Genomic DNA, 12,821 nt, shown 5'->3' on the forward strand with positions numbered 1-12,821 from the left:
TCATGTTCTTCTTTTAATTTTATGTAATCGTGTATGACGTTTACCGCCGTCAATACCGCTAGTCTACTCGTGTCAAGCGAAGGATTCTTGGCATTGAGTTCGCGCATTTTATCATCCACAATCGCTGCTACCATGCGGATATGACTTGTACTTTCATCGCCAACAACTGAATATTGTTGACCATAGATTTCTACATTAATTCGACTTTTCTTTCCCTTTTGTTGTGACAACTCACCGGCCTCCAATCACGTACAGAATCCTAAAGTTTATCATACCATGAACCATCATATTATGGAAACAGAAAGAACAATCCGATATGATAAAAATAACAATATAAAAAAGGAGCGACCATCTTGTCAAATTCTATCGTAATACAAACAAGTTCTACAGTAATTGAAGACATGAAACAACAATATAAACAAGCGCTTAGCCCAAAAACCCCACAAGGCGGAATATTCATGGCAAAGGTGCCATCTTGCACGATTACAGCTTATAAATCTGGAAAAGTAATGTTCCAGGGCGGCCGTGCTGAAGCAGAAGCTTCTCGTTGGCAATCTGTCTCTCAAACACCGAAAACAACTGTAAAAAAATCTGTCGATTCACACCGTTATGCACCGCCTGCTTCCATCGGTACAATGTCTATCGTAGGGTCAGATGAAGTTGGTACTGGTGATTTCTTCGGACCGATGACAGTAGTTGCTGTATATGTGGACGCTAAGCAAATTCCACTTTTAAAAGAACTTGGTGTAAAAGACTCTAAAAACTTAAATGACGATCAAATTTCTGCCATTGCGAAACAACTTCTACACGTTGTTCCTTACAGCTCTCTTGTCCTTCATAACGAAAAATATAATGAGCTATTTGATAAAGGAAACAACCAAGGTAAGTTAAAAGCTTTACTACATAATAAAGCTATTACAAACTTATTAGCAAAAATCGCACCTACAAAACCTGAAGGTGTATTAATCGATCAATTCACACAACCTGATACATACTACAAATATTTAGCAAAACAAAAACAGGTACAGCGTGAAAATGTTTACTTCGCAACGAAAGGTGAGAGCGTTCATTTAGCAGTAGCCGCTGCTTCTATTTTAGCTCGTTACTCATTCGTAAAACAGTTTGACGAACTAAGTAAAAAAGCTGGTATGCCACTTCCAAAAGGTGCCGGTAAACAAGTTGATATCGCCGCTGCTAAATTAATTCAAAAACTTGGTGAAGAAAGATTACCTGAGTTTGTGAAAATGCATTTCGCTAATAGGGAGAAGGCGCTTCGCTTATTGAAAAAATAACTACTTTTTAGTATCGACATGATTTGCATGAACTAAACAAGGCGAAAAGAATTGGATTCTTTTCGCCTTCTATGGATGATATATTATTTTTGGCAACCCCTTCTCCATACAGTCACGCCAATTTCTTTTTAAAAATGGGATAATCCATAATAACCCGACTCCTAAAAAGAGCACTGCTGCGATAATTCCAATCGTTATACTCATAGGAGCAGTAGATGCACTGGTAGATTCAGATGGATTAGTAATACTAATAACATCTTTCGTTACTATTAATATGTTCTGTATCATATGTACGATAATTGGTAGGACAAGACTTCTAGATTTTATATACAATAAACACATAACCACTCCAAAAAGAATAGCACTAAATGTTGCTTGCAAATGCAACATACCAAATATAATCGAGGAGATTATTACACTCGTTTTCATATTAAATTTTAAATGTAACTTACGCAATAAATATCCACGGAACAGTATTTCTTCAGCGATAGGTGCAAAAAATGCCACTCCAATACACCGAATCCACACTTGTAATACATCTGCTGTTTCTTTCGTTTTTGCAATACTTGAAGTAGCTAATTCTCCGGAACTAAAACTTAATATTAGGACACCAAGCGCCATAAGGCAACCTAGTTGAAATACTAATAACATGACAACTGGCATAACAACCATTCTAGTAGATATTACAGATGGTTTTGTGAAAAACGTCCTCTGAAAATTTATACTATGCTTTCTGCAATATTTATAAAACAATAAAACTGGTATAACATACAAAACACTGAGCAAACCAATTTCTTGCTTTAACGCCATAGATGCTCCATGAAACAATGGCAATCTAATTAAGCATTCCATAAGGAAAAATCCAACTAATAAGTATAGTAATATATAACGAAATTTCAATCTAAACAATGCATTGTTTGTCAAAGTATTACTCCCTCTCCTCAATCATATAAACATCCTCAAACCTCTTTTTACTTCATCATAACATATAAAATTTACAAAAAAACCCTATTTTTGTTATAATCTAAATATACAGAATTAAGTTACAACAGCGGAGGAGATTCCCATTGCTACTTCTACAAATGATTCTAAATATTTTACTAGGTGATCCACACGAAAGACAGTTTGAAATTAGAGAAAACATTCAGCTACTAAGTGAGCAACGAGAGTTCAACGATTTAATAGAGCGTTATGGCCGGTCTTTCTTATTAAACTTTCGGATTCGAAGGTTTATCCCGCTTTAATGGGCAGTAAGACCCCCACCTCAAAATTCAGTGAAGGCAAAGAAGTTAGGTGGGGGGATCAACTGCCCATAAAAGTCCGATTGGTTCAACTAATAATCAGTGGTGGATGAAGAAAACCCCCACTGATTAAAGTTTCACTTTATCAGGAAACACGATGCCCGCTTGTTAATACATAATCCAGCAAAACTACAACACTTCTGTGAGGAACTTGAATGTATGATTAGAAGAAAAAGATTATTTACATAGGAAGGGAATTCATATGAACGCTTTAAAGGTTAAAAAGTTATTATATGTTTTCGTACATCTCGTTGGCCCGCTTTCGTACCTCACTATTTCTACCATTTGGGGAGCTTTTTTCACTACTAAATCCACATTCGAAAATATATCTGATAATCTTGGTGTGATGGCCATCTACTACGTGCTCATGAGCTTACTATGGGTTTTCTATTTAGATCGATTAGACAAGGATGTAGATAACATTACAAAAGAGATTAATGATAATAAGATATAATACATAAAAAAGGAGAGCCGCCAAGACTCTCCTTTTTATGTTAGCTTCGTTTCTGTTTCTTATTTGATGAAGATACTTTATGAGAACCCGTTTCATGTGTCGTCGTTCCTTGTCCTTCTACTTCTGGAGAACCAAGGCTTGATCTTGAATGGTCTGTTTTCACTTTTTTACTCATTGCACTCACCCCCAAGATTACTTTTTACTTAAGGGTAAAAAACTATTCAACATATTAGTCTGAACAGACGCTCACTACTCTGTTACTCTCGTGTCTGTTTTTCACTAATGTCCCATAGACGTTTTGAAACACCCTTATCCAAGGCGGCTTCAGACATTTTTCCTATTTGCTTATCAGCATAGTAACAGCCACTATGGTCAATAATTCCATTTGATTCTGCTAGCCATATCAAAGTTTCAGCACCTTCCTCGGGCGTACGAGAGAAAGGTTTCATTGCCGCCATAGTTAAGCGAGCAACCAGACCATTGTCCTGGTTAAAATTCGTATTCACTAGCCCCGGATCAAAGCTATAAGCACTAACACCCGTTCCCTCCAATCGCTGTGCCAATTCAGAGGTGAATAAAATGTTAGCTAGTTTTGTTTGCGCATAACGCATTGTAGGACCGCCCATGAACTTCTTAACACCGCGATACAGTTGTTCTGCATCTAGGTCACCGAAATCAATTCCCTTTTTAGCCATTTTGTGACCGTGAGATGCAGTGGTAATGACACGAGCAGGAGCACTTTCTTTTAAACGCTCCAACAACAAATCTGTGAGCAAAAATGGGCCTAAATGGTTTACCGCCCAGGTCATCTCCAAACCGTCCTCCGTAATTTTCCTTGTTTGAAATAAAGCTCCAGCATTATTCACTAATATATCAATTCTCGGACACCTTTCTAAAATGTCAGTGGCTACCCGGCGTATAGATTGTTGGGAAGCCATATCAGCGAAAAATATATCTACCACTGTATTCCCATTCGTTAGATGTTCAAGTTGAGTCATAACATCATTCGCTTTTGCTTCATTGCGTGCAATGATTCCTAGCTTAGCACCGCGTTCTGCAAATACCTTAGCTGCCGCTAATCCAATACCACTTGTTGCACCAGTGATTACTATATACTTGTCACGCAATGACCACTTTGTATGATTTAAAATTTCTCCCATTGCATCAAAACCCCTTCCCTATAAATGTCGCATTCGCTTTACTTATATATGAAGTGGGAAGAAAACTATGAACAACATCTTTTCCAATTGTGAAATACTTAATAAAATTTGGGTTGTAGTTACACCCTTTCCCAATAAAAAAAGCGAGAGCAGCTGCTCTCGCTTTTTTATATTTTAGAATTCAGAAGAACCTGGAGTTCTTGGGAATGGAATTACGTCACGGATGTTAGCCATGCCAGTGATGTACATTAGGAAGCGCTCGAAACCTAGGCCGAATCCAGCGTGTTTTGTACCGCCGTATTTTCTAAGTTCTAAGTACCACCAGTAGTCCTCTTCGTTCATGCCTAGTTCTTTAATTCTATCTACTAAAACGTCCATTCTTTCTTCACGTTGACTTCCGCCGATTAATTCGCCGATGCCAGGAACTAGAAGGTCAGTAGCAGCTACTGTTTTCCCATCTTCATTCATACGCATGTAGAACGCTTTAATGTCTTTTGGATAGTCAGTTACGAATACAGGGCGTTTGAAGATTTCTTCTGATAAGTATCTTTCGTGCTCTGTTTGTAAGTCAATACCCCATTCTACTGGGTATTTGAAGTCAGCACCTGACTCTTGAAGCACTTTAATTGCTTCTGTATATGTGATACGACCGAAGTCAGAGTTGATTACGTTGTTCATGCGCTCTAGAACTGTTTTATCAACGAAGCTGTTGAAGAATTCCATTTCTTCTGGTGCATGCTCTAGTACGTATTTCATTGCATATTTCAGCATATCTTCTGTAAGATCCATTACATCGCCTAATTCAGCGAATGCAATCTCCGGCTCAACCATCCAGAACTCAGCAGCGTGGCGAGTTGTGTTAGAGTTTTCTGCACGGAATGTAGGTCCGAATGTGTATACGTCACGGAATGCTAATGCATAAGCTTCAGCGTTCAGCTGTCCACTTACTGTTAAGTTTGTTTCTTTGCCGAAGAAGTCTTTTGATTCATCAACTTGTCCGTCTTCGCCTTTTGATACGTTGTTTAAATCTTGCGTTGTTACGCGGAACATTTCGCCTGCACCTTCTGTATCACTACCAGTGATGATTGGTGTGTGAACATGTACGAATCCACGCTCTTGGAAGAACTGGTGAATCGCAAATGCTGCGACAGAACGTACACGGAACGTTGCAGAGAATGCATTTGTTCTTGGACGTAAGTGAGCGATTGTACGTAAGTATTCAAACGTGTGACGTTTCTTTTGAAGTGGGTAATCAGAATCTGATAAGCCCTCGATATCAATTTTTTCTGCTTTAATTTCAAATGGTTGCTTCGCTCCAGGCGTTGCAATTACTTTACCTTCTACTTTAACTGAAGAGCTAAGTGGAAGTTTTGCAATTTCTTTGAAGTTTTCTAGCTCTGTATCGAAAACGATTTGAACGCTTTTGAAGAAGCTACCGTCGTTTAATTCGATGAAACCAAATGCTTTTGAATCACGTAAGTTACGAATCCACCCTGATACTTGTACTGTTTGACCTGCGTATTTATCTGTATCTCTATACAGACTTTTTACTAATGTGTTTTCCATAGTGAAATTCTCCTTTGCTGATATATTTAAATACAAAAAAACCTTTCATCCATAAAGGGACGAAAGGTTAAACTTCGCGGTACCACCCAATTTGTCATAAAGACCAACTTTAACTCGTATGTAATACATACTTCCCGGTTTGTAACAGGCCGGATTCCCGTCTAAGTCTACTCTTGAATATAAGATTCAATTTCGGTTAGCAACTCCAAGGTGTTCTTCACATATACCGCCTCATCAGGCTCTCACCGTCCCTGACTCGCTTTGGATTATAGTATATACTACTTTTCCTTATCATCGTCTTTCATTTTGTTAAACTAAAATTAATGTACTACATTCGAGAGAAAGATGCAAGATGCCTTAATATTTATCGGCGATTTTTATCATATATCGACAATCATGCCATAAAAAAATTGCCGGAATTAATCCGGCAATTTCTCATTACTTACGTAACTCCGCACCAAATTTCTCTTCTACCGTTGTTAATACACGGTTATGTGCTTCTGTTACTTCTTCATCTGTTAACGTACGTTCTGCATCGAAGTAAGTCATAGAGAATGCAAGTGATTTCTTGCCTTCTTCCATTTTTTCACCTTCGTATAAGTCGAATAGTGTTACGTCTTTCAGAAGTTCTCCACCAGCTTTAGCAATGACTTGCTTCATTTCGCCAGCTTTTGTTTCTTTCGTTACAACAACAGCCATATCACGTGTCATAGATGGGAAACGTGGAATTGCTGCGTAGTAAGTTCCTTCTGCGTCTGCACCGAATACTTTTACAAGAGATAGTTCGAATACGAATGTATTTTTCACATCTAATTGTTTTTCTGCTTCTGGGTGCAATTGACCGATGAAACCAATTACTTCGCCATCTAATACGATGTCAGCTGTACGACCTGGGTGCATACCTTCACGTTTTGCTGGTGCATAAGTGATTTGGTTTGAAACGCCAAGTACGTCAAATAATCCTTCTAGTACACCCTTCACAACGAAGAAGTCTACTACTTTTTTCTCACCTTGCCATGCATGGTGAAGAGCAAGACCTGTCATAACACCTGCAAGATGTTGTTCTTCTTTCGGAAGTTCTCCTGCTTCTGTTGGTAAGAAGATAGAACCTACTTCGTATAAAGCAACGCTATCGTTTTTACGTGCAACATTGTATGAAACTGCTTCTAACAACTGTGGCACTAAGCTTAAACGAAGTTGGCTACGCTCTTCACTCATTGGAAGTGCAAGATTTACAGGCGCCTTTTCGTTTGGCTCAACCATATATTGTTTCGCTTTGTCAGCACTTGTTAATGAATACGTGATTGCTTCATATAAACCAGCACCTTCTAAGAAGCGACGTACTTTACGACGTTTCGTTTGTGCTGATGTTAATTTACCACGAGTCATTGTTCCAGAAGGTAATGTAACTGGAATGTGGTCATACCCGTATAGGCGACCCACTTCTTCTACTAAGTCTTCTGAAATTGTAATATCCGGACGACGTGCTGGTACATTCACATGGAATGTTCCTTCTACTTCTGTGAATGGGAATTTTAAGTTTGTAAACATTGTACCCATTTCACTTGCAGAAATATTTGTACCTAATACACGGTTTACTTTTTCAGCAGTAACAGATACTGTACGCTCTTGTACTTGTAAGTTATCAGCTTCTACTACACCTTCAAGTGCTTCTCCGTCAGCGTATTTCGCCATTAAAGCAGCTGCGTGTTGAATTGCTTCAAATGTACGTGTTGGATCGATTCCTTTTTCAAAACGTGCACTTGATTCACTACGAAGACCTAAGTCTTTTGATGTACGGCGTACTGTTTGACCTGCAAAGTATGCAGACTCGATTAAAACGTTCACTGTCTCATTTGTAACTTCAGAATCCGCTCCGCCCATTACACCAGCAACAGCTAAAGCTTTTGTTCCGTTTGTAATTACAAGGTGGTGTTCTTGTAATGTACGCTCTTGATCATCTAACGTTTCAATTTTTTCGCCTTCTTTTGCAAGACGAACAACGATTTCTTTTGAACCTAATTTATCGTAATCGAATGCATGTAACGGTTGACCGTATTCCATTAAAATGTAGTTTGTAATATCAACTACATTGCTAATTGGACGAATGCCAGCTGCCATAAGGCGCGTTTGCATCCACATTGGTGATGGACCAATCTTTACGTTCTTCACCATTTTTGCAATATATAATGGGTTTTCTTCTTTCGCTTCTACACTTACAGAAATGTAATCAGAAGTTTTTTCTGCTGCTTCTTGTAGGCTGATAGCTGGAAGTTTTACTTCACGGCCATAAATAGCAGCGACTTCATATGCAACACCTAACATGTTTAAGCAATCTGCACGGTTTGGTGTTAAACCAAGCTCAAGTACTTCATCGTGTAAGTTTAAAATTTCAAGTGCATCTGCACCAACTTCAGCGTCACTTGGGAAGATGAAGATACCATCTGCATATTCTTTTGAAACTAACTTTCCATCAATACCAAGCTCTTGAAGAGCACAAACCATACCGTGAGAAGCTTCACCACGTAGTTTTGCTTTTTTAATTTTAAAGTTACCAGGAAGTACAGCGCCAACTTTTGCAACTGGTACTTTTAAACCTTTTGCAATATTAGCAGCTCCACAAATAATTTGAACTGGCTCTTCTTCACCGATATCGATTAAGCATTTGCTTAATTTATCAGCTTCTGGGTGTTTTTCACATTCTAATACGTGACCAACTACAACACCTTTTACACCTTTATTTAATACTTCAACGCCTTCTACTTCAATACCACTTTTCGTGATTTTGTCTGCTAGTTCTTGTGCTGTTACATCTTTAATATCTACATACTCTTGTAACCAACGATATGATACGAACATACTTATCCTCTCCTTCCCTTACGCTCGTTTGAATTGTTGTAAGAAACGTACATCATTTGTATAGAAATGACGAATGTCATCTACGCCGTATTTCAACATTGCGATACGCTCTGCGCCCATACCGAATGCGAAACCTTGATATTCTTTTGAATCATAACCAGCCATTTCAAGTACGTTCGGGTGAACCATACCTGCGCCTAGAATTTCGATCCAGCCAGTTCCTTTACAAGTGCCGCAACCTTTGCCGTGACACATCATACAAGAAATATCCATCTCTACAGACGGCTCTGTGAATGGGAAGAAACTTGGACGAAGACGGATTTCACGATCTTCACCGAACATCTTTTTCACGAATACTTGCAGTGTACCTTTTAAGTCACTCATGCGAATGTTTTTATCAATTACAAGACCTTCAATTTGCATGAACTGGTGTGAATGCGTCGCATCATCGTCATCGCGGCGATACACTTTACCAGGACAAATAATTTTAATCGGGCCTTTTTCTTTATTATTTTCCATCGTACGTGCTTGCACAGAAGATGTATGTGTACGTAGTAACGTTTCTTCTGTAATGTAGAATGTATCTTGCATATCACGCGCTGGGTGATCTTTCGGTAAGTTCAATGCTTCGAAGTTGTAGTAGTCTTTTTCTACTTCTGTTCCTTCAGCTACTTCATAACCCATACCGATGAATACATCTTCAATTTGTTCAACAACAGCTGTTAACGGATGGTGACAACCTGTTTCAACAGGGCGACCTGGTAGTGTAACATCAATTGTTTCAGTAGCTAATTTCGCTTCAATGACTGCTTTTTCTAAGTTACCAATTTTGTCTTCTAGACGCGTTTGAATCGCTTCACGTACTTCATTTACTAATGCTCCCATACGTGGACGCTCTTCTGCTGATAATTTTCCCATGCCGCGTAATACTTCTGTAATTGGACCTTTTTTTCCTAAGTACGCTACGCGTACGTCGTTTAAGCCTTTTAGCTCTTTCGCTTCTTCAATAAGCTCTAACGCTTTTTGCTTTAGCTCTTTTAAACGTGCTTCCATTTGGAACCCTCCTAATTTTAAAAATAAAAAAACCTCGCTCCCAAAAAGGGACGAGGTAAATTCGCGGTACCACCCTAAATTGACAGAACAAGTCTGCCCACTCATTAGTTATAACGATCAATTCTGACCGGAACGCCTTTACATATATATGGTCCTGGCGTCAACTCCAGAGGTGAATTCACTTCCGTCTACCATAAGAATGCTTTCAGTCTAAGGCATTCTCTCCCTATATGGCGATTTTGTAAGTTACTCTTCTCTATCAACGTTTTTCGTTATTTAACTTTTAATATAATATACTTCAACTTATTATAAGAAGTTTTTTATTTGTTCGCAACTGGGCTTTGCAAATAATACGTTAAAATCCCCGCTGCAACCGCAACATTTAATGATTCTGCCCCGCCGTAAATCGGAATATACAAGTTTTGATCCGTTTTCGCAAGAATTTCTTGGCTTACGCCGCTTCCTTCATTTCCTACAATTAATGCAAAACTACCGACCGGTGTTACTTCACCATACGGAACTCCATTTTCAAGAGCTGTTCCATATACAGGAACGTTTTGTTCTTTTAGCTTGTCTACCCATTCTTCTAAGTTCCCTTTTACAACTGGTAAATGGAAAATAGACCCTTGTGTAGAGCGAAGCACTTTACTATTATATGCATCAACGCATCCTTCTCCAAGCACAACGGCATGAATACCAGCTGCATCAGCTGTACGAATAATTGTCCCTAGGTTACCTGGGTCTTGAAGGCCATCTAATAAAAGAAACTTCCCATCAGCAAGAGCTACTTCACTCTCATGTTTCTCACAAACAGCAAATACGCCTTGCGTCGTTTCTGTTTCACGAAGTATTTTTACGATTGCTTCAGGTACGATATACATTTCCACATCATTAACTGTCCAATCTTTCGGAAGATCTGTCTGATCAGAAACGATAAGTTCTGTTACAACTCCTGCTTTTAAAGCTTCCTCGACTAAGTGGAATCCTTCTACAAAAAATAAACCTTTTTTATCGCGCTCTTTTTTCGTCTGCAGTTTTTTCCACTGCTTCACACGCGGGTTTTGTACTGAATCAATGTTTTTCATAATATGTATTTCCCTCTCTTCTTGTCTTATCATTATAGCCTATTTTTCATACATATTTACATAAAAAAGAACAAAAACTAACGTCAGTTTCAATTCTGAAGAAGAGGTGAAAGCAATGAGTTTTAATTTACGTGGTGCTGTATTAGCAAATGTATCTGGAAATTCACAAGACCAATTGCAAGAAACAATTGTCGATGCAATTCAAAGCGGTGAAGAAAAAATGCTTCCAGGTCTTGGTGTTTTATTCGAAGTCATTTGGAAAAACGCTGATGAAAATGAAAAGCACGAAATGTTAGAAACATTAGAGCAGGGACTAAAAAAATAAGCAATTTAAAAATCACCTTCGCATAAGCTAAGGTGATTTTTTCTTCTCCTAAACATTTCTACTTTACTAACGCTACCCCAATGGAGTACAATGTTCAAAATACATTTAAACCGATCGATTTTCTTATAGACACCATTAGATAAAGTGAAACTTTAATTAGTGGGAAAGGGTGTTCATCCACACTAATTATTAGTTGAACCAATCGGGCTTTTACGGGCAGTTGATTCCCCACCTAACTTCCTCGTATTCGCCGAATTTTGAAGTAGGAATCTTACTGCCCGTTAAAGCGGGATAAAAAGGAGTGAATGTTTTATGCAACGTATTACGCTTGAACAAGTTTTTAAACACCACATTACCCAAAAATATGTGAACCGTTCTGGAATGGTCCACGCGATCGCTGTCGCTTACCATGCGTTTCACTTAGCGAAAAAGCATCATGCCTCAGTCGATGCTGCAACAAAAGCTGGTTTCCTTCATGATATCGGACATCACACATGGTACAGTGAGGGAGAATGGGACTATGACTTGTATAAAAAGAATGATATCCATGCGATTAAAGGAGCAGAAAGAGCTCATAAATTGCTTATTAGATTAGGAGAACATCCGAAACTAGCAAAAGAAATTTCTATCGCGATTCTTCTTCATACAGATTCTTTCTTAGTACAGCAAGAAATTGAAAGAACATCTCTTCAAAACATTATTAAATGGGCAGACGAAGCAGATGAAGAACCGGGCGGAGCGCACCATTATAGAACGATTTCTTATGAAAAAGCATTAAAAGCTATTCAACAGTTAGACCGATTGGTAGAACGTGAATTGCAAATAGAGCAATCGAAATCGAATAACACGGCAGAACATAGTTATCAATGAGAAAGAGGAATCACTATAGGGTGATACCTCTTTTATTATTTTATGGAAAATACACCTTTATATGTAATATTTAAATATTACATATAAAAACAAAATACTTTATAATTAAATATACAAATATAAAGAGGTGATTTTATAAATGCAACCCGCTACACAACTTTCTAATGAACAAAAATACTCTATGTCATGGGGACAATTTATTAGCTCCGTTTTATTCGCTTTTTTCGGAACCGGACTTATTACTGTGTTCCTCGCAATGCCCTTAACAATTTATACAGCCGGTCTTACAGATAAAAAACAAATTGCTCTGTATGAATCGATCGTAAACACTGCAAGCATCGTATTACAACTAGCCGTGTTGTTATTCTTCATTTTTAAATTCGAACCCGCAAAAAAATTACTACTACAATCATTTAACTTTAAAGCACTTAAAGAATGGCGTACATACGTATACTTACTTCTTTTCTTCGCTATAAACATTATACTCAATTACATCTTGTTAAATTATGTGTTCCAAGACGCAACAAAGCAGCAATCTTCCGCATTAAACTTAGATGTTTTTAAGCAGTATCAAATATTATTACTTCTCGGTTTCGCAATACTTACACCAATTTTTGAAGAGCTTATTTTCCGTGGCTTTATACTTCACTTCTTCTCAGAGCGCTTTCCATTTTGGATTGCAGCCATCATAACAAGTTTCTTCTTCGGTATCGCTCATACATACTCACTTGGAGTCATGGTAATTACTTTCTTCATGGGATTATTAATGGCTATTTTATGCAAAAAAACAAAATCCATTATTCCAGCTATGCTATTTCATATTATGAATAATATGTTAGCTTTCTTGAGTTAGAAA

The 12,821-nt window shown here is 38.0% G+C and carries 14 protein-coding genes and 2 other annotated features; of the genes, 6 read left to right on the forward strand and 8 right to left on the reverse strand.

Annotated elements, in window-relative coordinates; genetic code table 11:
• Positions 1 to 230 (reverse strand): cell division protein ZapA (gene zapA, locus MR113_RS02435; protein WP_242250848.1); only part of this gene is annotated, 230 nt, incomplete at its 3' end.
• A 123-nt stretch (positions 231 to 353) separates the two neighbouring features.
• Here zapA and rnhC point away from each other — a divergent pair.
• A complete protein-coding gene (gene rnhC, locus MR113_RS02440) occupies positions 354 to 1,292 on the forward strand; it encodes a ribonuclease HIII (RefSeq protein ID WP_242250849.1) in 939 nt (312 codons plus the stop codon).
• A 69-nt stretch (positions 1,293 to 1,361) separates the two neighbouring features.
• Here rnhC and MR113_RS02445 read toward each other — a convergent pair whose 3' ends face one another.
• Entirely contained in the window at positions 1,362 to 2,216 is an 855-nt protein-coding gene (locus tag MR113_RS02445) for a CPBP family intramembrane glutamic endopeptidase (RefSeq protein ID WP_242250850.1), read from the reverse strand.
• A 143-nt stretch (positions 2,217 to 2,359) separates the two neighbouring features.
• On the opposite strand from MR113_RS02445, the gene MR113_RS02450 reads away from it, so the two are divergent.
• Positions 2,360 to 2,536: a hypothetical protein gene (locus MR113_RS02450; RefSeq protein WP_162230575.1), complete on the forward strand. Its 177-nt coding sequence runs from the start codon at positions 2,360 to 2,362 to the stop codon at positions 2,534 to 2,536.
• Between the two features lie 259 nt (positions 2,537 to 2,795).
• Positions 2,796 to 3,047 (forward strand): hypothetical protein, encoded by a 252-nt coding sequence (locus MR113_RS02455; RefSeq protein ID WP_242250851.1) that lies wholly within the window; start codon positions 2,796 to 2,798, stop codon positions 3,045 to 3,047.
• A 40-nt stretch (positions 3,048 to 3,087) separates the two neighbouring features.
• On the opposite strand, the gene MR113_RS02460 is transcribed toward MR113_RS02455, so the two are convergent.
• The 6 genes from MR113_RS02460 to MR113_RS02485 all read right to left on the reverse strand — a co-directional run bounded on the left by MR113_RS02460 (position 3,088) and on the right by MR113_RS02485 (position 10,803).
• Complete coding sequence (locus MR113_RS02460) at positions 3,088 to 3,222, reverse strand: YuzL family protein (RefSeq protein ID WP_078179650.1); 135 nt, start codon at positions 3,220 to 3,222, stop codon at positions 3,088 to 3,090.
• Between the two features lie 82 nt (positions 3,223 to 3,304).
• The gene (locus MR113_RS02465) at positions 3,305 to 4,207 is read right to left on the reverse strand and encodes an SDR family NAD(P)-dependent oxidoreductase (protein WP_242250852.1); all 903 of its coding nucleotides are present in this window, start codon (positions 4,205 to 4,207) and stop codon (positions 3,305 to 3,307) included.
• Positions 4,208 to 4,381: 174 nt separating this feature from the next.
• Positions 4,382 to 5,773: an asparagine--tRNA ligase gene (asnS, locus tag MR113_RS02470; protein WP_071720508.1), complete on the reverse strand. Its 1,392-nt coding sequence runs from the start codon at positions 5,771 to 5,773 to the stop codon at positions 4,382 to 4,384.
• 52 nt (positions 5,774 to 5,825) lie between these two features.
• Positions 5,826 to 6,077: a binding site (T-box leader), on the reverse strand.
• 134 nt (positions 6,078 to 6,211) lie between these two features.
• Positions 6,212 to 8,632 (reverse strand): phenylalanine--tRNA ligase subunit beta, encoded by a 2,421-nt coding sequence (pheT, locus tag MR113_RS02475; protein ID WP_242250853.1) that lies wholly within the window; start codon positions 8,630 to 8,632, stop codon positions 6,212 to 6,214.
• Between the two features lie 18 nt (positions 8,633 to 8,650).
• Entirely contained in the window at positions 8,651 to 9,685 is a 1,035-nt protein-coding gene (gene pheS, locus MR113_RS02480; protein ID WP_000388220.1) for a phenylalanine--tRNA ligase subunit alpha, read from the reverse strand.
• A 43-nt stretch (positions 9,686 to 9,728) separates the two neighbouring features.
• Positions 9,729 to 9,957: a binding site (T-box leader), on the reverse strand.
• A 48-nt stretch (positions 9,958 to 10,005) separates the two neighbouring features.
• Positions 10,006 to 10,803, reverse strand: a complete 798-nt coding sequence (locus MR113_RS02485; RefSeq protein ID WP_242250854.1) for a TrmH family RNA methyltransferase — start codon at positions 10,801 to 10,803, stop codon at positions 10,006 to 10,008.
• Positions 10,804 to 10,885: 82 nt separating this feature from the next.
• Between MR113_RS02485 and sspI the strand changes: the two genes are divergently transcribed.
• From sspI to MR113_RS02500, 3 genes are all read left to right on the forward strand, one after another.
• Positions 10,886 to 11,095 carry a small acid-soluble spore protein SspI gene (gene sspI, locus MR113_RS02490; protein WP_000009509.1) on the forward strand — a complete coding sequence of 70 codons (210 nt, stop codon included), beginning with the start codon at positions 10,886 to 10,888 and terminating at the stop codon, positions 11,093 to 11,095.
• A 312-nt stretch (positions 11,096 to 11,407) separates the two neighbouring features.
• Positions 11,408 to 11,965, forward strand: coding sequence for an HD domain-containing protein (locus tag MR113_RS02495; protein WP_226604793.1), 558 nt, complete (start codon positions 11,408 to 11,410; stop codon positions 11,963 to 11,965).
• Between the two features lie 139 nt (positions 11,966 to 12,104).
• Positions 12,105 to 12,818 carry a CPBP family intramembrane glutamic endopeptidase gene (locus tag MR113_RS02500; protein WP_242250855.1) on the forward strand — a complete coding sequence of 238 codons (714 nt, stop codon included), beginning with the start codon at positions 12,105 to 12,107 and terminating at the stop codon, positions 12,816 to 12,818.
• Positions 12,819 to 12,821 lie beyond the last annotated feature (3 nt).

Origin of the sequence: Bacillus cereus group sp. BfR-BA-01379 (assembly GCF_022663605.1) — a bacterium.
Classification (GTDB): Bacteria; Bacillota; Bacilli; order Bacillales; family Bacillaceae_G; genus Bacillus_A; species Bacillus_A mobilis.